The sequence below is a fragment of the Rhizobium lentis genome (assembly GCF_017352135.1).
In the GTDB taxonomy this organism is placed as follows: domain Bacteria; phylum Pseudomonadota; class Alphaproteobacteria; order Rhizobiales; family Rhizobiaceae; genus Rhizobium; species Rhizobium lentis.
In genome coordinates this window covers 75144-96423 of the sequence record NZ_CP071455.1, presented here as the reverse complement: position 1 = coordinate 96423, position 21280 = coordinate 75144, and the positions used below count along the sequence as shown (strand labels likewise).

Sequence of the window (21280 nt, the reverse complement as noted above, 5' to 3'; positions counted from 1 at the left end):
CGTCATAATAATTTTGCACACGTGCTCAATTTTGTCATTCGGCCGTTACGTTAAGCCCATAGAGCGGGACTTGTCACGTTTTCGCGGGTTTTTGAAACGGTCGTCAACACCAGTGATGACCCGTCAAAGAGGCCTCACACTGCTCTTCTGGGGAGATGAAGAAAATGACCATTTTGCCGACACTGAAGTCCCTCACCGTCGCTGCCGCCATCCTGGCTTCGACTTCTGCTCTCGCATTCGCCAAGGACGTTACCATCACCGTCTGGGCTGGCGGCACCGGTCCGAACGACGTCTATCGCCTCGACGCCATCGACATCGCCGCCCAGCAGCTGGAGCGCCAAGCCGCTCTCAAGGGCGAAGAGCTGAAGATCAAGGTCGAGAAAAAAGCCTATTCCGGCTGGGACGACTTCAAGCAGGCGCTGACCCTTGCTGCAGAAGCCAAGACCGCCCCGAACATCGTCGCCAGCGGCCACGAGGATATCGCGCCGTGGTCGCAGGCCGGCCTTATCGTTCCGATCGAGGACTACGTCGATCTCGACGCTTGGCCGCTCAACGGCATTTATGAGAACCTGCTGCAGATCGCTTCCTATAACGGTGCCGTCTACGGCATTCCGCAGGACGCCGAATCCCGTCCGATGTTCTTCTGGAAGCCGCACATGAAGGCGATCGGCTACAGCGACGCCGATTTGGATGCTCTGCCGCAAAACGTCCAGGACGGCAAGTACACCATGAAGAACCTGCTCGAAGACGCCAAGAAGATGCAGGACAAGGGCGTCGTCCAGCCCGGCTACGGCTTCTATCCGCGCCCCAGCAACGGCCCTGACTATTGGCAGTTCTACACCTCGTTCGGCGGTACGATGGAAGAAGGCGGCAAGCTCGTTTTCGACAAGGCCGCCATGCAGCGCACTTACCAGTTCTTCGCCGACGCCGTTAAGGCGGGCGTCACCAAGAAGAACCATATCGGCATGCCTGGCGATCAGTGGTGGAAGGAAGTCGCCACCGGCAAGGCCGGCATCTGGGACGGCGGCACCTGGCACTATGCCCGCCTCGTTAATCAGGAAGGCCTCAAGGACTTCTTCGGCAACGTGATCTTCACGCTGATCCCGGCCGGCGAAGGCGGCAAGGCCAACACGCTGACCCACCCGCTCGTCTACCTGTTGACGGCAGGCCACGACAAGGAGGAGACCGATATCGCGGCCCAGCTGATCACGATCGCCTCCGAGCCGCGCATCAACGCGCTGCATGCGGTCAAGTCAGCCCATCTCGGCATTTCCGAGGCGGAATCGGAAGTCGACTTCTACTCGGCCGACCGCTGGACCCGGGAAGCCACCGAGCGCCTGCTGCCGCATGCCAATGCGATGCCGAACAATTCCGATTTCGGCAAATATTGGAACATCATGTGGAAGAACCTCGAAGCTTCCTGGACCGGCGCCAAGACCGTCGACGCCGCCATCGGCGATGCCGAGAGCGAGCTGAAGGGCACGCTCGGCGACAAGATCGTCATCCGCTAAGATCGAAGCACCCTTCCGGGCGGCGGCACCCCGCCGCCCGGTCGATCCGCGAGGAGGCTTCCATGAAATCGTCCAGAAGGCTCGGACTGGTGATGATCGCGCCCGCGGCGATCATGATCGTCCTCTTCTTCCTGCTGCCGGTCATTCTGACGGCAGTCTTCTCGATGACCAACATGTCGACCGCGACCGGGATATCAGGCGGCGTCTACCAAATCGCCCCTAATTCCCTGATAATATTGAAATCGGCGATGCCCGATATCGCCGCTGAACTGGCCGAACCGCGCTACGCGATCGATGAAGCCGGCCTCAAGGCCGTGGAAGGTCTCGGCCTGGCGCACGGCATTGCTGCGGAATTGCGCGCCAAGCACGCCGGCGAGGTCTTCCCGACGCGGCGCGAAGCCGAGCGCATGATCAAGGATCTTGCCGAACGGCCTTCGACGCGCGACGTCAAACAGATTTCCGAACAGTTCAACCGCTCCGCCGTCAACACACGCTTTGACAGCAAGGAAGAGCTTTTTTCCGCTCTTGATACGCTCGGCCTGAATCTGACGCTGGAACAGAAGGAAGCCGTCGCTGAGGCCACCTACACCGGCTGGACCTGGACGACCGACAATTTCTCGCGCATCGCCACCTCACCCGACATGGCGCGCGTGCTCTTGAATACCGCGCTCTATGTCGCGCTGGTGCTGACGCTCTTCAATGTCGGCTATGCGCTGCTGCTGGCAATCTGGACGCATTACATGCCGCCGGCGCCGGCCTCGATCTTCCGCGGCATCTGGCTGCTGCCCCGCATCACGCCCGTCGTCATCTATGTCATGCTGTGGAAATGGCTCGCCTGGGACACCGGCTTCATTTCGGTGCTGATGGGCAAGTTCGGCTATCCGCCGAAGAATTATCTCCTCGACACCGCCTATAATGCCTGGTTCTTCGTCGTTCTGATCAACGGTTTCATCGGCGCCTCGATGGGCATGCTGGTCTTTTCCTCGGCGATGAAGGCCATTCCGAAGAGCCAATTTTATGCAAGCGAGGTCGACGGCGCGTCGCGCTGGCAGCAGATTCGCTACATCATCCTGCCGCAGATGCGCTGGCCGATCCTCTTCGTCACCTGCTATCAGACACTGTCGCTGCTCGCCTCCTTCAATGAAACCCTGCTCGCCACCAATGGCGGGCCTGGCAACGCCACGGAGGTTTGGGCGCTCGCCGCCTATCACACGGCACTCAGGAACTATGCCGGCAACCTTGAATACGGGCTGGGCGCGGCCATGGCGCTGGTGCTCGTCGTCATCGGCGTGACGCTGTCGCTCCTCTATCTGCGCGTCTTCAACTACCGCACGCTTGTCGCCAAGCCCCTGATCGAGGATTGACCATGGCCGAACGATCGCAGCCCTCGGCAAATTACAGCAGCTGGCCTGTCGTTTCAGCACTGACGATCGTCAGCCTGCCGCTGCTTCTGATGTATGTCTACCTCTTCCTCGACACCGTAACAGTGAAGCAGCCGGATGCGCTGCTGCCCTCTGGTTTCACGGTCAATCACTGGCGTTTCCTGTGGCAGACGACGGCGGGCAAGGCGAACATCTGGCAGGTGACCGTCAATACGCTGCTATTTTCGGCCTGCACCACCAGTCTCGTACTCCTGGTCTCGTCGATGGCCGGCTACGTTCTCTCGCGATTGAACGTGCCGGCGCGAGGCTTCTTCCTCGCCGGCGTCATGGTCTTGCACGCCTTCCCGTCGGTGACGCTGATCATTGCCATCTTCATCGTGCTGCAGATGATCGGGCTCTATAATTCGCTGATCGGCGTCATCCTGGTGAAGGCGGCGATCGACCTGCCGCTCGGGATCTGGCTGATGAAGGGCTTCTACGATACGGTGCCCTGGGAAATCGAAATGGCCGGTGTCGTCGACGGCGCCTCCCGCTTCCGCGTCTGGAAGAGCCTCGTGCTGCCGCAGGTCAAGCCCGGGATCATGGCGCTCGGGCTCTTCTCCTTCCTGTCCGGCTGGGGCGAATTCATCCTGCCGCAGGTGCTCGCGCCAGGCAATGACGTGCAGGTGCTTTCGGTCTATCTCGCGGGCTTCCTCGCCGACGACAACAACTACGATTTCAACATGTTCAAGGCGGTCGGACTCTTCTACCTCGTTCCGGTGCTGATCGCCTACGCACTCTTCAACAAATATCTGATGAACATCTACGGCGGCGGGAGCAAAGGCTGATGCGCGTCCTCCTCGACAATTTTTCGAAGAGCTTCGGCTCGACCAAAGTCATCGAGAACATGCGGCTCGAAGTGGGCAGCGGCGAGATGCTGGCGCTGCTCGGCCCTTCCGGCTGCGGCAAGTCGACGACGCTTTTCGCGGTCTGCGGCATTCACCGGCCGACCGGTGGACGCATCCTGTTCGGCGATCGCGACGTTACCGACCTGCCGAGCCAGGCCCGCAATGTCGGCGTCGTCTTTCAGTCCTATGCGCTCTACCCGCATATGACGGTTGCCGAGAACATCGGCTTTCCCTTGAAGGTGAAGGGCACGCCGGCCACAGATATCCGCAAGGAGGTCGACCGTATCGCAACCCTTGTCCAGATCGGCAATCTGATGGGCCGACGCCCGGCCGAACTGTCAGGCGGCCAGCAGCAGCGCGTAGCGCTGGCGCGCGCGCTGATCCGCAAACCCGACGTGCTGCTGCTCGACGAACCGCTCGCCAATCTCGACGCCAAGCTGCGTCTCGAAATGCGCTCGGAAATCCGCCGCCTGCAGCGCGAGACCGGCATCACCGCCATTCTCGTCACCCATGACCAGGTTGAGGCAATGAGCATGTGCGACCGCATTGCCATCATGAAAGAGGGCGAGATCGTCCAGATCGCCACGCCGGCTGAAATGTACAACGATCCGAAGACCGCCTTCGTCGCCGGCTTTCTCGGCAATCCCCCGATCACCTTCCTGCGCGGCGTCATGGACAAGGGCGCCTTCGCAATCCCGGAAAGCGAGATCCGGGTGCCGTTGCCAAACGCCATCGGTGCGGCAGAAGGCACCAAGCTGATGCTCGGCGTCCGGCCGGAGCATTTTACGCCCGCCGGCGACGTCAGCGTGTCCGGCAAGATCACCTTTGCAGAAACGCAAGGGCGAGAGAACCTTTACGACGTGCGTCTTGCCGGCGGCCCGCTGCTGCGCTCGATCCAGCCTGTGCGCAACGACATTCACGTCGGCGACGACGTCGCCTGGGGGATCGACAGCCGCGGCGTGTTCGTTTTCGACGAGAACGGAACGAGGCTCTGATGAACCGCGATTTTTCGGCCTTTTTCAAACGCTACGGCTGGCCGACCGCCAAGGGCCGGCTTCCCTTTTGCATCGGCCATCGCGGCGCCAGCGGCCACGAACGCGAAAACACGCTCGCCGCCTTCCGCCGCGCGGCTGAACTCGGTGCGGAGATGTGGGAGCTCGACACGCAGCTGACCGGCGACGGCGTTGTGGTCGTATCACACGACGACCATCTGCAGCGGGTCTACGGCATCGACCGGCGGATTTCGGAAATGACGGCGGCGGAGCTCGTTGCCCTTGACGGCGTCGACGTACCGAGCTTTTCCGAGGTCGCCGCTCTCGCCCGCGAGACCGGGACCGGTCTCTATGTCGAGCTCAAGGCGCCGGGGACCGGCATCCGCTGCTGGCAGCACCTTGTCGAAATGAACCAGCGCTTTGCTTGCCTTGGTTCCTTCGATACCGCACAGGTGCGCGAACTCAGAGATGCGGCCTGCGATTTTCCGCTCTCGTTGCTGATCCGCGTCGGCCACGATCCGCATGCGCTCGGTGATGAGGCCGGCGCCGATATTCTCCATCTCTGCTGGGAGAGGGCAGGGGAGCGCCCGCAGGATCTGGTGACCGAGGCGCTGATGGCGCGCGCCTTCGAGGCGGGCCGCGAGATCGTGCTTTGGCACGAGGAGCGGCGGACCATTCTCGATGACCTCATGAAACTCTCGGTTCTCGGTATCTGCACCGATCTGCCCGATCTGATGCGGGCGCCTCTGATGAAGGAACGAGCATTTGGCTGACAGGGACAAGGGACCACGCAAGGTAACCTCCTTCGACGTCGCGCGGGTGGCCGGCGTCTCGCGCGCTGCCGTGTCGCGCGCCTTCACCCCGGATGCCAGCGTCTCGCCGAAAACCCGGGAGAAGGTCTATCAGGCGGCCAAGGAACTCGGCTATCGGGTGAACTACCTTGCCCGGAGCCTCACCAACAAACGCTCCGATCTCGTCGGCCTCGTCGCCGCCGGTTTCGACAACCCATTCCGCACGCAGCAGATCGAGCATCTGTCACGGGTGCTGCTGGCGCGGAATTTCCGCCCCATCCTGCTGCCGACCTCACAGGAAGCGGATACCTCGACGGTCATCGGCCAGCTGCTGCACTATGCCGTGTCCGGCGTCATCGTCACCTCGGACGCACCGCCGGGTGAGATCTGCGAGCAATGTGCGGCCGAGGGCGTGCCGATCGTGCTGATCAACAAGGGTAACGACATTCCCTTCGTCGATCGCATCATTTCCGATGACCGCATGGCCGGCCATCTTGCGGCCACCCACCTGATCGACAACGGCGTGCGAAAGCCCGCCGTGATGGCCGCACCCGCCATATCCTATACGGCGCGGCGGCGCAGCGAGGCCTTCGTCGCGCGCTGCAGGCAGCTGGGCGTCGAAGCGGAGTTTCTGCATGTCAAAATCAATGATTACCGGAGCGGCTACGATGCGGCCGGCGAGCTTGCCGGCTCGGGTATCGACGGGCTGTTTTGCGCCAACGACTACATGGCCTGCGGCGTGATCGACCGCATGATGCGAGGCCGCGGCCGTAATGATGCGCCGCCGCTTTCCGTCATTGGCCATGACGATATTCCTCAGGCGAGCTGGACCGCTTACGACCTTACGACCATCCGCCAACCCTGCGATCTCCAGGCCGAACAGACCGTCGACCTGCTGATGAGCCGGATGGCCGAACCCGAGCTGACGGCGCGCGTCGAATTCACGCCGGTGACATTGATAAAGAGAAGGACAGCCTGATGAATTCCGCATTCGATGCCGCCGCCATTGGCGCAAGGGCGGAGGCTGCGATCACCGTGGCTCTGGAGGTGGGACGGGAAACGGCGCGGTCTCGGAGGGTTTCAAACCCCGGCATGCTCGCTGTCGAAAACAAGGGCTTGCAGGATTTCGTCACCGTTGCCGACAGAAAAGCCGAGCAGGCAATCCGCGACGGACTTATCTCGCGCTTTCCGGGCGATTCATTCATGGGAGAGGAGAGCGGCGGACTGTCGGGCGGGGCCGGCACGTGGGTCGTCGATCCCATCGACGGTACGACCAATTATATCAGGGGCTTCCGGCATTGGGGCATCTCGATCGCCTTCGTCGCCGACGATAGGGTCGAGGTCGGCGTGGTCTACGACGCCGCTGAGGACAAGGTTTTCCATGCCGTTCGCGGCGGCGGCGCCTTCAAGGATCGGCTTGCCATTCATGCCGCCGCAACCACCGATCCGGCCAATGCGCTCGTCATCCTCGGCCATTCCCGCAAGACGAGTTTCGACGATTATCTCGCGCTCTCCCGGCGGCTGCATGAACGCGGCATGGATTATCGCCGCATGGGCGCGGCTGCCATCGACCTGGTTCGCGTCGCCGAGGGTGCCGCCGATCTCTATTACGAACGTCAGCTCAATGCGTGGGACATGCTGGCCGGCGCGCTGATCGCCGCAGAGGCCGGCGCGACGGTGGTGATGCCGCCTGTTGAGAGATTGCTTACGCAAGGCGGACCGGTGATCGCCCATTCGCCGGGACTTGCCGATGAATTCGCTTTCATTCTCGATATCGAAGGACTGGCGCCCGTTACCCGCTAATGCGCCGACGCCAGGCGCGTTCGGTCGCCGGCGCCTCATCGGTGGTGATCTGATCCGGCTTCAGGGCCATCAATGCCGAGAAGCTGCGCCACTCCTCTTCACTGAATCCTGCCTCCGGATCCTTCAGGGTGAAGGTCCATGCGTCGACGCGTTTGCCTTCGTCACGGCAGAGCGCGATCATGTCGAAGCCGTCCTTGGCGGCAGCAAGGATCAGCGGCCAGTGGAGGTAGACTGTGTCGGGTTCGGTCGGCCCGCGCAGATCGGCGCGCAGTTCCGTTTCGGCGGCCTTCCAACCGCTGGCCTCCCGGATGCCGTAAAGCTTATCGGTCGGATCGATGCCGCGCAGCAGATGCGGAAGCTTTTCCTTGACTGCCATAACGAGGTCGAGACAGCCGCCGCTGACGATCACCGAAGCAGCGATATCGCGGAAATGCTCGGCAAGATGCGCGATGCCGCTTGCGCCGATCGCTTCGTAATCGTCCTTCATGTCGAATTGCAGCAACGCGGCCGGATGCGTCGCCTGCATCATGCCTGCGAGATCCTCGCTGAGGATCAGCGGCCGGGCGCCCTCCTTCATCCGGATGTCGCGGAGGTCGGAGCCACTCTTTTTGGCGATCGGTCCATATCCCGTTGTTTCGCCTTCCAGCTCCTTGTCGTGCAGCACGACGAAGCCGCCGTCGGCGCGCACGCGCAGGTCGAGTTCCATCGAGGCGCCTGCTGCAAAACCTTCCGCCATCACCTCGGCTGAAAACAGTGGATCAGCAAAGCGCTTGCGCAGCCGGTGCCATTTCAGGCGGGTGCGATGCCCCGCGTGTGAAATCTCCAGGCCCTGTGCATCCAGCAATTTCGTCATCTCTGCCAAGTCTCCGTGATGCCATTCTCCTGCCTTGACGAGCTGTGATTATCAAGGCCGAAGCAGGCTTTCATCGACTGTAGACCACTGAAATCGCCTCGGATGCTGCGGCAATGTCAGATGGGTGGCCGGCCTGCCGAAGGGCCGCGCCGTAAGCCGCGACATTAGCAAGTACCGTCTGGAATGCAGCGCGTGGGCCGGTGTGATTCAGACGCACGAGATTGATGGGCGCCGTCCCAACACCCTCGGTCAACTCGACACCCAACCGCGCCGCAGCGGCGATCAGTGCAGCAGGCGCCAACGCCTGCGGCACCGGCACCGCCGTGACCAGGTTGGAAGCCTTTGCCGGCGGCGCCCAGGCTCCGGCGCCGAGTGCGGCAAGCCCAGCCCGCGTCGCCGACGCCGCCAGCGCATGGCGGGCGATGACATTCTCCATACCTTCGGCCTCGATACGGTCGAGAGCCGCCTCCAGCGCAAAGAATTCCAGCGGCGCCGGCGTTCCCGGCAGACCGCGCCGGCCATCGTCGACCCATCTTTTCAGATCGGCCAGCGACAGGATCGAGTCGCGCTGTGCGCCCTCCTTGAGAATGAGCTGCCAGGCGCGCTGGCTTACGGAGAGCGCGGAGACGCCCGCCGGACCGCCGAGCGCCTTCTGCGGACCTATGACGGCGATGTCGATGCCGAGATGATCGACGTCGAACTGATGGCCGCCGACCGAGGCGACCGCATCGACAACGGTGACGATGCCGCGAGCCCGGGCAAGCGCCATTATCTCGGGCAGGGGATTGAGAATGCCGCTCGCGGATTCCGCGTGACCCACAGCGATGACGTCGATGTGAGGGCCGGCCTGCAACGCTTTCGCGACCGCTTCGATCTCGATTGGCAGGCCTGGCTCGGCGACGATATCCTCAACCCTGGCACCACCCCGCCGCAGCCATTGACCAAACCAGCGGCCATAGGGACTGGTGACGATGTTGAGTGCGGCAAGGCCGGGGCGCGCAAGGCTGACCGCGACCGCCTCCAGCGCCACCACCGCCTCGGCCTGCACCAGTAAGACATCGCCACGGCTGCGCAAGATGCCGCCGATCCTGTCGGCGAGGGTGCCGAAGCGCTCCACGGGGTAGGACGGCACGCCATGCAGGGGATTCCAACCAAGATCGAACATCGGCATCTCCTTCAGGACGGATCGGTAACGAGGCGAGGGACCGCTGCCACGAGCGCGCTGCCGGCATCGGATTTCGGTTTGGCAACGACTGCCGCCGCCGGACCGGTCTCGACGATCCGTCCGCCATCCATGACGGCGATGCGGTGGGACACGGCACGCACCACGGCAAGATCATGCGAAATGAACAGACAGGCAATGCCCTGTTCCTTCTGCAGGCTGACCAGAAGTTCGAGAATCCTGCCGCGCACGGTGACGTCGAGCGCCGATACCGCCTCGTCAAGCACCAACAGAGAGGGACGCGTAGCGATAGCTCGGGCGATCGCCACACGCTGGCGCTGGCCGCCGGAGAGAGCGCGGATTGGACGTGAGGCATAATCGGCGGGCAGGCCGACGCGTTCGAGAAGCATTGCGATCTCGCCGGCACGTCGTTCCCTGGGCACGATGCCGTGGATACGCAGCGGATCGTCGAGCGCCACACTTACGCTCGCCAGCGGATTGAAGGCCGCGAGCGGATCCTGGAACACCATCTGCATGCGCGCCCGTTTGCGGCGCAACGGCGCACCGTTCAACGCAAGCCAATCCTCTCCCTCGAAGCGGATCGCGCCGGCGTCGGCCGAGAGAAGCCGCAACAGGATGCGCGACAACGTCGATTTCCCGCTGCCGGAGGCCCCGACGAGGCCAAGGGTTTCGCCGGCTGCGATCGTCAGCGAGACATTGTCGAGAGCAGCGACCCGGCGACCCGAGGACAAAAAGGCTTTGGAGATGTTTGCTAAGGAAAGCAGCGCGGGGTTCATGAAGCCACCCCTGCGATCAGCGGCGGCGTCGCCAGATCGCGATGGCTGGCGATGAGGGCGGCGGTATGATCATTTGCCGGCGCTGAAAGCACCGAACGAACGGGACCCGTTTCGACCAGCCGCGCATTGTGAAAGACGGCGATGCGATCGACGAAGCCGGAAGCGAGCGCGATGTCATGGGTGATGAAGAGCAACGTCATGCCGTCCTCGCGCACCAGACCGTCGAGAAGACGGACAATTTCGGCTTGGACCACGACGTCGAGCGCGCTGGTCGCCTCGTCGGCGATCAGCAGCGCAGGTCTTGCAGCGATGGCCGCCGCAATCGCCACGCGCTGGCGCTGGCCGCCGGAAAGCTGGTGCGGAAAGGCCCGCATGACCCTGTCAGGCCGCGGCATCTGCACTCGCTCGAGCAATTCCTCGGCTCTGATATAAGCCTGTTTCCAGCTGAAGCCGAGATGGCGCCTGGCGCCTTCGGCGATCTGCTCGCCGATCGTGATCACGGGATTGAGGCTGGAGCCCGGATCCTGGAAGACGAAGCCGAAATCGCGGCCGGGACGGGGCGAATGGCCAAGGACAGACCACTGCATTTTGCCGCCGACCTTCGCTCCTTCAGGCAGCAGACCGGCGAGCGCGCGGGCAAGCGTGCTCTTGCCGGAACCGCTTTCGCCGATGATGGCCAGCCTCTCGCCGGCGACGATATCGAGATCGATGCCATCGAGCGCGGCCGTGCCGCGCCCATAAATGACCGAAAACTGTTTCAGGCTGCAGAAAATACCGCTCATACCGCCCTCACGCCGTTCTCGGCCAGCGCCTTGCCGAGGCCCTCGCTGAAGAGGTGGACGCTGAGCACGGTCACGGCAAGCGCTGCGCCGGGGATGACCGAGAGATAGGATGCCGAACGCAGCACGCTGCGACCCTCTGCGATCATTGAACCCCAGGTGGCGATATTGGGATTGCCGAGGCCTAGAAAGGAAAGCGCCGCCTCGGTGAGGATCGCGCCGGCGACGATGGTGGCGGAAAGCGCAAGCACCGGCGGCAGCGCGTTCGGCAGGACTTCGCGGACGGCGATCTCAAGCGGATGCATGCCGATCACCTTCGCCGAAGCGACATAATCCTGCTCCCGGATCGCAAGCACCTGCGCTCGTGTCAGCCGCGCCGGATCCGCCCAACTGCCAAGTGCGATGGCCAGGACGACGACAGGCGTCGAGACGCCGATGGTGCTGACGAAGGCAAGTGCCAGCAGGAAAGCCGGCACGATCTGGAAGGCGTCGACCACCCGCATCAGCGCTTCGTCGACGACCCCGCCGGCAAAACCGGCCGCCATGCCGACGCAGACACCGAGGACCATGGCCGATAAGGCTGCCGCGAGGCCGACCACAAGTGAGGTGCGCGCACCGTAAAGCAGACCGGCGAGCACATCGCGGCCAAGACGATCGGTGCCGAGCGGAAAAGCCGGCTCGGAAAACGGCGCGAGCAGCGCTCGGCCGGCGATTCTCAGCGGGTCGCCCGGCGAGATGACGGGTGCGAGCAGGCCGGCCAACAGCAGGATGACGAGGAGCGCAAGCCCGGCCACACCTTCCCAGGTGCTGAAGAAGTGCTGGAGACGGCTCATACGCCGCCCTCCGAAGCGCCGATGCGCGGGTCGAGCGCGGCATAGACGAGATCGACGAGGAAGTTGACGGCGATAACGAGCACGGCACTGGTGACGACGATGCCCATCAACAGCGGTGCATCGCGGCCATTGACCGCCTCCTGCGCCAACCGCCCGAACCCCGGGATCGCAAAGACGCTTTCGATCACGACGCTGCCGCCGAGCATGGCGGCCGATTGCAGCCCGAGCATGGTGACGAGCGGCAGCAGCGCATTGCGCGCGACATGGCGCAGCACGATGCGGCTTCGCGACAGACCCTTGGCGCGGGCAAAGAGCACGAAATCCAGCTTCCATGCCTCAGCCATGCCGCTCCGCATCACTCGCAGGAACAAAGCGAGATAGATCATGGCAAGCGCACCGACCGGCAGCACCAGATGATCAAATATATCGAGCGCGCGCGCAAATCCCGTCTTGCCGGAAGCGATCGTCTCTATGCCGGCGATGGGAAACCAGCGCAGCTTCACCGAAAAGGTGATGCTGAGCACCAGGCCGAGCCAAAAGCTCGGAATGGCATAAACGACAAGCGAACCGATCGACAGCAGCCGATCCCGTACGCTGCCTGGCCGCGCGCCCGCAAGGACGCCGAGCGCTGAGCCGAGGCCGAAGGAAAGCGCCGTCGCGCTGCCCATCAGCAGCAGTGTATTGGGCAGGCGCTCGGCAATCAGTTCGCCGACCGGCCGGTTGAAGGCGACCGACCAGCCGAGATCGAACCGCGCGAGCGAGGAAAGATAGAGCCAGAGGCGCGCAAGCATGGACCGGTCGAGGCCATAGCTCTCACGCAGCGACTGAATCAGGGCCGCATCACCGCCGCCGATCGAGCCGAGATAGGCGTCGACGGCATCGCCCGAGGCGGATTCGAGCAGGAAAAACGTGAAGATCACCACGATCAGCAGCACCGGAATGCTGCTGATCGCCCTGCGCCTCAGGAGGATGATGGCTCGTTTCACGCCGGAGAGGGCCTCTGGAAGAAAATTGCCGCCGATCCTATCATGATTGCAGCGCGGTATCGCCCCAGTTCGAGACGGCCCAGCGCGGATTGTTCGAGACGTTGAGCACGGTGTCGCGCGCGACGGTGATGAAGCCCCATTCCGCGACGTTGATCAGCGGCAGGTCGGCGACTACAAGCTGTTGGAACTTGCGGTAGAGACCGGTGCGCGCACCGGTGTCGATGGTCTGCGCAGCCTGCTTGATGATCTTGTCGAGTTCCGGATTGGCATAACCGCCCTGGTTGGAGAAGGGCACACCATCGGGCGTACCTGATTGGACGAGAATGGTGGTGGAGATTGCCGGATCGCCGCGGAAGACCGGTGGGCCGACGGCGAGATCGAAATCGTGATTCGTATAAACAGCCTTCTGGTGCGCGGCCGCATCGGCATTGACGATCTCGGCATTGATGCCGATCACCGCGAGCGCCTGACGAAGGTAATCACCGAATTGCCGGGTCTCGTTGAAATAGGGGGCGGGGCGGAGCTTCAGCGAGAAGCGGTTGCCATCCGGCCCCTTGATGTAACCCGCCTTGTCGAGGATATCGTTGGCGGCCGCGGGGTTGAACTCATAGGTCGCGACATCGGACGTGTAGAATTCCGGTGCGTTCTTCGGCACCGGCCCGGTCGAGGCGGCGGCATAACCGAGGAAGATCGTGTCGACCACGAATTTCTTGTCGATCGCATGGGCGATTGCCTGGCGCACCCTGAGGTCGGCGAGTTCCTTGCGGCGGTGATTGATCTCCACGACGAGCTGGTAGGTCAGGGCCTCGTAGCCCTTGGAAATCACCTTGATGCCGTCGATCTTGGATATACGGTCGAGATCGGCGAGCGGCACCGCCGAGAAGGCGGCAAGCTGGATTTCGTCTGCTTCGAGCGCCGCTCCCGCCGCCTCGCGATCAGGCAGCACGCGGTAGACGATCTCGTCGAGTTTCGGCTGATCCTTTTCCCAATAATTCTCATTGCGTGTCAGCCGATAATATTCGCCGGGCTTGTGTTCGGCGAATTTGAACGGGCCGGTGCCGACCAGTGCATTATTGGCTGCATTGGTGGCGATATCGGTGCCGTCGAAAATATGTTTGGCGACGACGCTGGTTACGACAGGCAGCGCATTACGGATGAGCTGGAACGGCGTCGGCTTGGAGAAGCGGAAGATGGCGGTGTAATCGTCGGGCGTATCGACGGCTTCGAGATTGGCGAAGACCAGACGGCCGAGATTTTGCAGCGGCTTCCAGATCTTGAGCGCGGAGAAGGCGACATCGAACGAGGTGAACGGCTTGCCGTCATGCCAGGTGACGCCGTCGCGCAGCTTGAAGGTGACGGAGAGGCCGTCGGGCGAACCTTCCCAGGAGGTGGCAAGGCGCGGCGCAAGCCCGTCCTTGCCGTCGAACGAGGCTTCGGCGAGCGGCTCGACCACCTTGCTTGCGATGAAGAAGACGCCGTTCGAGGCGACGATGGCGGGGTTGAGGTTCTTCGGCTCGGAATCGGCCGCAACGACCAGCCGGCCGCCGCTTGGCGCGGCCTGCGCAAGGGCTTGCCGGGCGAGCGCCGTCGAGGCAAACAGCAGAGCGGTGCCCTTCATCAGCGCGCGCCGCGAGATTTCTGGAATGGTCATGAGCCCCTCCTGATCGATCATGTTCCGAGCGCCCATATTCAGGGCGAAGTACCGACTGTCATAGAGATTAAATTCGAATGACCGGGCTGGGCGAGATATTTTTTGTCACCCAGCCATTATTCGCTCAGCCGCGGGCGGCGATACGCGCGGGCTCGCCGAAGAGATTGCGATAGGCGACACCCGGATGCGGCGCGACAAGCCGAGGGCCCGCTCCCCCAAGCTTCTCACGCAGCGTTCCTTTGGCATATTCGGTCTTGTAGACGCCGCGCTTCTGCAGTTCCGGCACCAGCAGATCGACGGCATCCTCGAAGCTCTCGGGCGTTACGGCATAGGCGAGGTTGAAGCCATCGACATCGGTATCCTCGATCCATTCCTGCATCAGATCGGCGACCGTCTGCGGCGAGCCGACGAAGACAGGACCGAAACCGCCGACGCCGACCCAATCGGCCATTTCGCGCACCGTCCATTCCTTCGTCGGATCGATTGTCGTGAAGGTCTCGACGGCCGATTGCACGGCATTGGTATGACGATGCCGCAGCACCTCATCCGGTCCGAACTGGCCGAAATCGATGCCGGTCCAGCCCGAGATCAGCGTCAGCGCGCCTTCGAAGGAGGCATATTTGCGGTAGTCGTTGAACTTCCGTTGCGCCTCCGCATCCGTCTCGCCGAGGATCACGGTCTGCAGGTTGAAGGCGAGGATTTCGCGCGGATTGCGGCCGACACGCTCGGCCGCCTCGCGGACATTGGCGACATAACGCTTCAGTACGGCCTTCGAGGGCGACGCAACAAAGATGCATTCGGCATGGGCGCCGGCGAAATCCTTGCCGCGGCTGGAGGCGCCGGCCTGATAGAGCACCGGCGTGCGTTGCGGGGAGGGCTCACTCAGGTGAATGCCGGGCACGTTGAAATGCCTGCCGGAATGGCCGATGGAGTGAACTTTGTCGGGATGGGTGAAGATGCCGGTTTCCCGGTCGCGGACGACGGCGCCATCCTCCCAGCTTCCCTCCCAGAGCTTGTAGCAGACCTCCAGATATTCCTCGGCAAGATCGTAGCGGTCGTCGTGCTTCGTCTGCGCCGGCTGACCGATATTGAGCGCACCGCTGTTGAGGTAGGAGGTGACGATGTTCCAGCCGACACGGCCCTTGGTCAGGTGGTCGAGCGTCGAGATGCGGCGGGCGAAAGTGTAGGGATGCTCGAAGGAGAGCGACGCGGTCAGGCCGAAGCCGAGATGCTCGGTCTCATAAGACATGGTCGGGATGAGCTGCAGCGGATCGTTGACCGGCACCTGCGCGGAATGGCGCAATGCCGCATCAACATTGCCGTTCAGCACATCGTAGACGCCGAGCACATCGGCGATGAATAGCCCGTCGAACTTGCCGCGCTCCAGCGTCTTTGCCAGATGCACCCAATAGTCGAGATCCTTGTAGGTCCAGGACTTGTCGCGCGGATGGCGCCAGAGCCCCGGCGACTGGTGTCCGACGCAGTTCATGTCGAAGGCGTTGAGCCTGATCTGGCGGGTCATGTCTTTTTTCCTTGGATTAGGGATTGCTGCGGCCGAGGCCGTAGGTCAGCGCCAGGGCTCCGACGAGCACGGCGCCCTTGACGAAGTCCTGCGTGTAGTAGGGGGCGTTCAGCATGGTGAGGCCGTTCAAGAGCACGCCGACGAAGACGGCGCCGGCAATGGTGCCGAGCACGTTTGGACGCCTGAGGTTGAAGACGGCGAAACCGATCAATGCAGCGGCAACCGAATCCATCAGCAGAGAGCCGCCGGAGGAGATATCGCCGCGCCCGACGCGGGCGGCAATGACGATGCCGCCGAGCGATGCCAGCGTGCCCGAAATGACGTAAGCGAGCGTCTTCAGCCGGACCGTCGAAGCGCCCGCAAGCCGGGTTGCGACCTCGTTGCCGCCGGTCGCAAACAGCAGCCGCCCGACGCGGGTGCGTTCGGTAAGGATGAAGAGAAGGACGGCAACCGCCGCCATCAACACCACGGAAACCGGCAGGGTGCCGAAGATGCTGTAGCGGCCGATCAACAGGAAGGCCGGGTCATAAGCGCCGGTCGCCTTTGAGCCGTCCGGCAGGGTGAGGCCTGATGAAATCGAGCGGCCGGCGGTCGGGATCAGTTGCAGGCCGGAAAGTAAGAACATCATCGCCAGCGTCGCCAGAAGATCCGGCACCTTCAAGCGCACGATCAGGAAGGCATTGACCAGGCCGACCATGGCGCCGAAGGCGAGCACCAGCGGCACCGTCGCATAGGCGTCGAAGCCCCAGACGATCATCGCATAACTCGCCGCCATCACGCTCGAGGCGGCGACCGCGCCGATCGACAGATCGAAACCACCGACGGCAAGGGTGACGGTGACGCCAGCGCCGAGGATGGCGACGACGGAGACCGCCTGCAGGATGCTCATCAGATTGGCGATATTGATGAAGGCGGGCTCGGCGATGGTAAAACCGACGACGAGGAGCGCAAGCAGGATGAACACCGCGCCCGACCGCAGGAACGCGCCGAAAGCGGCAAGGCGGTTGCGGCCGGCGCGCGGCAGGGTGCCGGTCTGCGGCAGCGTCTCTTCGTCGATCGTCGTCATGCGGATATTCCTTGGATTTCGGGATGACCGGCGGCCCCGCCGATTGCGGGTCTCAACACGTGGTGGTCGATAACGAGGATGCGGTCGGCCACCTCATAGGCCTCCTCCGGATCCGAGGTCGCGATCAGCGTCGCCAGGTCGGTGCGGCTGCGGATGGTCCGGATGATGTCGCGCCGGGCGCCGACGTCGACGCCCTGAAAGGGTTCGTCGAGCAGCAAGAGTCGGCTCGGCTCAGCCTCCCAGCGGGCAATCACCGCCTTCTGCTGGTTGCCGCCTGAAAGCGACCAGACAGAGGCGAACGGGCCTGCGGCCTTGATGCCGAGGCGGGCGATGGCCTGCTCGGCCTCGCGCCGTTCGCGACTGCCGACAAGGAAACCACGCGGATACCATTTGGCAAGATGCGGCAGGCTGATCGTCGCCGACAGCGAGTGGCCAGGCCATGCCGCCGGCATCAGCGAAGAGCGGTGGCGGTCTTCGGCCGCCATGGCGACACCGGCCGCAATTGCGTCGGCCGGATTTTTCGGCTGATACGGCCGGCCGTCCAGAAACATCGCACCACGGCTAAGCGCCGTCACGCCGAAGATCGCCTGGAGCAGCCGGCTCTTGCCGGCGCCGAGCACGCCCGTCACCGCCACGACCTCGCCTTCGTGCAGCGACAGATCGAAGGACGCGCTTGCCGGGAGGAGGCTGATATCGCGCATCTCGAAAATCGCAGGCCCGGCCGCGGACCGCGCATCCGGCCGCGCCGCTTCCAGCTTGCGGCCGATCATCGTCTCGATGGCACTCGAAAAATCGATCGGCCGCGAGAAGGTGCCGACGACGCGACCGCCACGCATGACGAGCGCACGATCGGCGACGGCTTCCAGATCGGCCGTGCGGTGCGAGATGTAGAGGATCGCCAAGCCGCGTTTGCGCAAACGAAGCAGAATATCGAAGAGCCGTCGGCTTTCCGCTCCGGAAAGGCTCGCCGTCGGCTCATCGAGAATGAGAAGATCCGCGCGATTGGCGAGCGCCCGGGCAATTGCCACCAGCTGACGGTCAGCGCTGGTAAGCTCGCCGAAATCACGATCGAGCGGCAGGCTGAAGCCGGCGGCATCGAGCATCGCCTGCGCGGCGCGACGGATGCCGGCGCGCGACACGAAGAAAGGTGTGCTGCGATCGGCGAAGCGGTTGAGAAGCAGGGCGTCTGCAACGCTCAGCCCCGCCGCGCCGACCAGATCCGTCGATTGGTGCACGGTCACGACACCGGCTTTTGCCGCTTCGGCCGGGCTGCGCGGCGAAAAGAGATGGCCATCGAGATGGATCGTGCCGCCATCGGCCGGAAGTACGCCGGAAAGGATCTTCACCAGCGTCGACTTGCCCGCGCCGTTCGCGCCCATCAGCGCCACGATCTCGCCGCGCTCAATCGAAAGATGAGCGCCGGCAAGCGCCTGCGTCGACCCGAAGCTGCGAGTCGTATTGTCAACGTGAAGGAGCGGCATCGGCAAAAGTCCGGGACTGCATTCGAACCTGAAGTGTGCCTTGTTCGGACGGTCGAATTCCAGGCACGCATTTCCCTGGTGAACTGCACCAGGGAAACAAAGAATCTCCCGCAGCCAGCAAATTCGGATCATTTAATCTACTAAAAACATAGATAATATATCTAATAAATCGACGCGTCGCGAGGGTCGAAACCTGTCAGACGACGCCTCCGATTGTTAGAAGGAACGCGACGATGAAATCCCTCGCACGGCTCGCACTCTCCGCTGCCGTCATTCCGTTCATTTTCATTCAAGACGCAAACGCCGATGGCCTGCCCGGTGCTCCGGCCCCCTTCGACAAGGGCGGCGTCAAGGTGGCGCTGATCAGCTACATCTCCGCCGGCGATTTCTTCCAGGCCTATCAGGCCGGTGCTGAGGCCCAGGCAAAGGCGCTGGATATCGACCTGCGCGTTTTCCCTGGCCGGCAGGATGCCGCCGAGCAGCGCGAACAGATCCTGCAGGCGATCAATCTCGGCGTCTCCGGTATCGTCATCGACCACGGCCTGCCGGAGTCGCTTGGCGACGTCGTGCAGCAGGCGCTCGACAAGGGCATCAAGGTTGTGGCCTTCGACGTCAACCTCAACAACCTGAAGATCCCGCAGGTCGAGCAGAGCGACCACGAGCTTGCTTCGCTTGCGCTCGAACAGGTGGTGAAGGACAACGGCAAAGACTTCAAAGCGGGCTACGTCTACGTTGCGGGCTTTGCGCCGCTCGATCGCCGCAACGAGGTCTGGGACAAGTTCAAGTCGGAGAATAAGGGCGTTGTGGAAAAGGCCCGCTTCGGCAATGTCAGCGACACGACCGCCACCTCGACCGCCGATCAGGCGAAGGCCGCGCTCACCGCCAATCCCGACATCACCGTGGTCTTCGCGCCCTATGACGAATTCGCCCGCGGCGTGAAGCTCGCCGCCAACGACCTAGGCATTTCAAGCAAAATCAAGATCTACTCGGCCGACGTTTCGACGGCCGACATCCAGGAGATCACCGAGGAGGGCAGCCCCTGGGTCGCGACTGTCGCGACCAATCCGGCTGTCGTCGGCGCCGTCTCCATCCGCGCCGCCGCCCTCGAAATCGCCGGCCAGACCGTTCCCCATCAGATCACCGTCAAGCCGACGCTTCTGACGCAGGAGAGCCTGCGCGCCGCCGGCGTCAAGACGATCGAGGACCTGGCGGCAAAGATCCCGGCCTTCAGCACAAGCGATGCGGCAACCGCGAGCTGGATCCCGGACAAGCTCTCCTGAGGCGGTCATCCTCGATCCCTTCCGGCGGAAGCGTCAAACTCCCGCCGGATCATCTTTTTGGAGATTTGGAGTTTCGTCCATGAGCCAGTCCAATGTCGTTTTCGCAGTGAGCCGCAACCCGACGCGAGAAGACCTTTTTGCCCGTGCGGAGGAGATCTCGGCTGATCTTTCCAGGCGTGCCGCGGACCTCGACCGAGAAGGCCGCCCGCCGCTCGCCGAAATCGTTAAGTTGAAGAATGCCGGCCTCCTCAATGCGCTGCATCCAACGGAGATCGGTGGCGGCGGCCTCGACTGGGTCGACGGACTGAAACTGGTGCGCATCCTCGCGCGCGGCGAAAGCTCGATCGGCCAGCTGCTCGGCTACCACTATGTCAACAGCCAGTACATCTATTGGGCACTCGACCCCGCGCGCGCCCATGCGCTCGGCAGCGAAACGGTGGCGAAGAACCTCTATTGGGGCGCGGCGGTCAATCCGCGCGATCCCGGGCTGGTGCTCACCCGCCGCGGAAACGGCTATGTGCTGAATGGGCGCAAGTCCTTTTCCACGGCAGCGCGGGTCTCCGACTATATCAATGCCAATGCCGCGCTCGACGATAAGATCACCAGCTTCGCCGTGCCGACCAACCGGCCGGGCTACGTCGCCAATGACGATTGGGACAATATCGGCCAGCGCCTGTCCGACAGCGGCAGCGTCGAATTTCGCGACTTCCCCGTCTATGAAGAGGACTTCGTCGGCGCACCGGCTCCGCCCGACGTAGCGCCGCCCGTATTGTCGACCTTCAATACGCCGTTCATCCAGCTGGTCTTCGTCAACTTCTATCTCGGCACCGCCGAAGGCGCGCTGCAGGCCGCCGTCGATTACGTCAGAACCATCACCCGGCCGTGGATCACCTCAGGCGTCGAGCGGGCGGCCGACGACCCCTATATCCTCGAGCGTGTCGGGGAATTCACCGCGGAATTGAAGGCTTCGGCAGCCCTTGCCGACAGCGCCGCATTCGCCGTGCAGGCAGGTCTTGCGCGTGGGCGCCAAGTGACGGCGCGTGAGCGCGGCGAGGCGGCGGCAGAAGCCTATGCCGCCAAGGTCCATGCCACTCATGTCTCGCTCGACATCACCTCGCGCGTCTTCGAGCTGACGGGCGCGCGCTCGACGGCGGACAAATACCGCTTCGACCGCTTCTGGCGCAATGTCCGCACCCATACTCTGCACGACCCGGTCTTCTACAAGGCGCGGGAAGTCGGCGAATTCGTGCTGAACGACAGGATACCGGAGGTCAGCCTCTACAGCTGAGGCGGACGCTCGTCACCGAAAGCAAAACCCACCGCCCGCGATGGGTCAGTGTGTCGATAACCTCTCCTCCGTCATACTCGGCCTTGTGCCGAGCATCTAACGACGGCATTTTCCTGGCAGGAAACCGTTTCTTTTCAGTATCTTAATTAGACGTACGCAGATCCTCGGCACAAGGCCGAGGATGCCGTCGCGGGGTTTCGCAGTGGTTGTCAGCAG

19 protein-coding genes are annotated in these 21280 nt (G+C 63.1%); 9 read left to right on the top strand and 10 right to left on the bottom strand.

Annotation, left to right across the window (positions count from 1 at the left end):
• Positions 1-164 precede the first annotated feature (164 nt).
• The 7 genes from J0663_RS22635 to J0663_RS22605 all read left to right on the top strand — a co-directional run bounded on the left by J0663_RS22635 (position 165) and on the right by J0663_RS22605 (position 7366).
• Positions 165-1511: an extracellular solute-binding protein gene (locus J0663_RS22635; protein ID WP_207245065.1), complete on the top strand. Its 1347-nt coding sequence runs from the start codon at positions 165-167 to the stop codon at positions 1509-1511.
• A 62-nt stretch (positions 1512-1573) separates the two neighbouring features.
• Positions 1574-2875, top strand: a complete 1302-nt coding sequence (locus J0663_RS22630) for a carbohydrate ABC transporter permease (protein WP_207245060.1) — start codon at positions 1574-1576, stop codon at positions 2873-2875.
• A 2-nt stretch (positions 2876-2877) separates the two neighbouring features.
• Positions 2878-3720, top strand: coding sequence for a carbohydrate ABC transporter permease (locus J0663_RS22625; protein WP_207245058.1), 843 nt, complete (start codon positions 2878-2880; stop codon positions 3718-3720).
• A complete protein-coding gene (locus tag J0663_RS22620; protein ID WP_207245057.1) occupies positions 3720-4775 on the top strand; it encodes an ABC transporter ATP-binding protein in 1056 nt (351 codons plus the stop codon). Before J0663_RS22625 ends, J0663_RS22620 begins: the two co-directional genes overlap by 1 nt.
• Positions 4775-5545: a glycerophosphodiester phosphodiesterase gene (locus J0663_RS22615; protein ID WP_207245055.1), complete on the top strand. Its 771-nt coding sequence runs from the start codon at positions 4775-4777 to the stop codon at positions 5543-5545. The genes J0663_RS22620 and J0663_RS22615 overlap by 1 nt, the downstream gene beginning before the upstream one ends.
• Positions 5538-6542, top strand: coding sequence for a LacI family DNA-binding transcriptional regulator (locus tag J0663_RS22610; protein WP_207245054.1), 1005 nt, complete (start codon positions 5538-5540; stop codon positions 6540-6542). The genes J0663_RS22615 and J0663_RS22610 overlap by 8 nt, the downstream gene beginning before the upstream one ends.
• On the top strand, positions 6542-7366 hold the full coding sequence (locus J0663_RS22605; RefSeq protein ID WP_207245053.1) for an inositol monophosphatase family protein: 825 nt from the start codon (positions 6542-6544) through the stop codon (positions 7364-7366). The genes J0663_RS22610 and J0663_RS22605 overlap by 1 nt, the downstream gene beginning before the upstream one ends.
• Here the strand turns inward: J0663_RS22605 and J0663_RS22600 are convergent.
• From J0663_RS22600 to J0663_RS22555, 10 genes are all read right to left on the bottom strand, one after another.
• Complete coding sequence (locus J0663_RS22600) at positions 7356-8219, bottom strand: glycerophosphodiester phosphodiesterase (protein ID WP_207245051.1); 864 nt, start codon at positions 8217-8219, stop codon at positions 7356-7358. The genes J0663_RS22605 and J0663_RS22600 overlap by 11 nt on opposite strands.
• A gap of 70 nt (positions 8220-8289) precedes the next feature.
• A complete protein-coding gene (locus J0663_RS22595) occupies positions 8290-9384 on the bottom strand; it encodes an aminotransferase class V-fold PLP-dependent enzyme (RefSeq protein WP_207245049.1) in 1095 nt (364 codons plus the stop codon).
• A gap of 11 nt (positions 9385-9395) precedes the next feature.
• Positions 9396-10178: an ABC transporter ATP-binding protein gene (locus J0663_RS22590; RefSeq protein ID WP_207245048.1), complete on the bottom strand. Its 783-nt coding sequence runs from the start codon at positions 10176-10178 to the stop codon at positions 9396-9398.
• A complete protein-coding gene (locus J0663_RS22585; protein WP_207245047.1) occupies positions 10175-10960 on the bottom strand; it encodes an ABC transporter ATP-binding protein in 786 nt (261 codons plus the stop codon). Before J0663_RS22585 ends, J0663_RS22590 begins: the two co-directional genes overlap by 4 nt.
• Positions 10957-11790: an ABC transporter permease gene (locus tag J0663_RS22580; RefSeq protein WP_207245046.1), complete on the bottom strand. Its 834-nt coding sequence runs from the start codon at positions 11788-11790 to the stop codon at positions 10957-10959. Before J0663_RS22580 ends, J0663_RS22585 begins: the two co-directional genes overlap by 4 nt.
• The gene (locus J0663_RS22575) at positions 11787-12776 is read right to left on the bottom strand and encodes an ABC transporter permease (RefSeq protein ID WP_207245045.1); all 990 of its coding nucleotides are present in this window, start codon (positions 12774-12776) and stop codon (positions 11787-11789) included. Before J0663_RS22575 ends, J0663_RS22580 begins: the two co-directional genes overlap by 4 nt.
• A gap of 40 nt (positions 12777-12816) precedes the next feature.
• Positions 12817-14427 carry an ABC transporter substrate-binding protein gene (locus tag J0663_RS22570; RefSeq protein ID WP_207245044.1) on the bottom strand — a complete coding sequence of 537 codons (1611 nt, stop codon included), beginning with the start codon at positions 14425-14427 and terminating at the stop codon, positions 12817-12819.
• A gap of 124 nt (positions 14428-14551) precedes the next feature.
• Positions 14552-15949 carry an LLM class flavin-dependent oxidoreductase gene (locus J0663_RS22565; protein ID WP_207245043.1) on the bottom strand — a complete coding sequence of 466 codons (1398 nt, stop codon included), beginning with the start codon at positions 15947-15949 and terminating at the stop codon, positions 14552-14554.
• Positions 15950-15965: 16 nt separating this feature from the next.
• Complete coding sequence (locus tag J0663_RS22560; RefSeq protein WP_207245042.1) at positions 15966-17015, bottom strand: ABC transporter permease; 1050 nt, start codon at positions 17013-17015, stop codon at positions 15966-15968.
• Positions 17012-18496: a sugar ABC transporter ATP-binding protein gene (locus tag J0663_RS22555; RefSeq protein ID WP_207245041.1), complete on the bottom strand. Its 1485-nt coding sequence runs from the start codon at positions 18494-18496 to the stop codon at positions 17012-17014. The genes J0663_RS22560 and J0663_RS22555 overlap by 4 nt, the downstream gene beginning before the upstream one ends.
• Positions 18497-18729: 233 nt before the next feature.
• Here J0663_RS22555 and J0663_RS22550 point away from each other — a divergent pair, with 233 nt between their 5' ends.
• A complete protein-coding gene (locus tag J0663_RS22550; protein ID WP_207245040.1) occupies positions 18730-19776 on the top strand; it encodes a substrate-binding domain-containing protein in 1047 nt (348 codons plus the stop codon).
• Between the two features lie 79 nt (positions 19777-19855).
• Positions 19856-21064, top strand: coding sequence for an acyl-CoA dehydrogenase family protein (locus J0663_RS22545; protein WP_207245039.1), 1209 nt, complete (start codon positions 19856-19858; stop codon positions 21062-21064).
• Positions 21065-21280: the final 216 nt, after the last annotated feature.

Excerpts from the sequence above, each read along its gene's own strand:
- J0663_RS22635 (WP_207245065.1), top strand. The coding sequence starts at position 165 with ATGACCATTTTGCCGACACTGAAGTCCCTCACCGTCGCTGCCGCCATC.
- J0663_RS22630 (WP_207245060.1), top strand. The coding sequence starts at position 1,574 with ATGAAATCGTCCAGAAGGCTCGGACTGGTGATGATCGCGCCCGCGGCG.
- J0663_RS22625 (WP_207245058.1), top strand. The coding sequence starts at position 2,878 with ATGGCCGAACGATCGCAGCCCTCGGCAAATTACAGCAGCTGGCCTGTC.
- J0663_RS22620 (WP_207245057.1), top strand. The coding sequence starts at position 3,720 with ATGCGCGTCCTCCTCGACAATTTTTCGAAGAGCTTCGGCTCGACCAAA.
- J0663_RS22615 (WP_207245055.1), top strand. The coding sequence starts at position 4,775 with ATGAACCGCGATTTTTCGGCCTTTTTCAAACGCTACGGCTGGCCGACC.
- J0663_RS22605 (WP_207245053.1), top strand. The coding sequence starts at position 6,542 with ATGAATTCCGCATTCGATGCCGCCGCCATTGGCGCAAGGGCGGAGGCT.
- J0663_RS22600 (WP_207245051.1), bottom strand. The coding sequence starts at position 8,219 with ATGACGAAATTGCTGGATGCACAGGGCCTGGAGATTTCACACGCGGGG.
- J0663_RS22595 (WP_207245049.1), bottom strand. The coding sequence starts at position 9,384 with ATGTTCGATCTTGGTTGGAATCCCCTGCATGGCGTGCCGTCCTACCCC.
- J0663_RS22590 (WP_207245048.1), bottom strand. The coding sequence starts at position 10,178 with ATGAACCCCGCGCTGCTTTCCTTAGCAAACATCTCCAAAGCCTTTTTG.
- J0663_RS22585 (WP_207245047.1), bottom strand. The coding sequence starts at position 10,960 with ATGAGCGGTATTTTCTGCAGCCTGAAACAGTTTTCGGTCATTTATGGG.
- J0663_RS22580 (WP_207245046.1), bottom strand. The coding sequence starts at position 11,790 with ATGAGCCGTCTCCAGCACTTCTTCAGCACCTGGGAAGGTGTGGCCGGG.
- J0663_RS22570 (WP_207245044.1), bottom strand. The coding sequence starts at position 14,427 with ATGACCATTCCAGAAATCTCGCGGCGCGCGCTGATGAAGGGCACCGCT.
- J0663_RS22565 (WP_207245043.1), bottom strand. The coding sequence starts at position 15,949 with ATGACCCGCCAGATCAGGCTCAACGCCTTCGACATGAACTGCGTCGGA.
- J0663_RS22560 (WP_207245042.1), bottom strand. The coding sequence starts at position 17,015 with ATGACGACGATCGACGAAGAGACGCTGCCGCAGACCGGCACCCTGCCG.
- J0663_RS22555 (WP_207245041.1), bottom strand. The coding sequence starts at position 18,496 with ATGCCGCTCCTTCACGTTGACAATACGACTCGCAGCTTCGGGTCGACG.
- J0663_RS22550 (WP_207245040.1), top strand. The coding sequence starts at position 18,730 with ATGAAATCCCTCGCACGGCTCGCACTCTCCGCTGCCGTCATTCCGTTC.
- J0663_RS22545 (WP_207245039.1), top strand. The coding sequence starts at position 19,856 with ATGAGCCAGTCCAATGTCGTTTTCGCAGTGAGCCGCAACCCGACGCGA.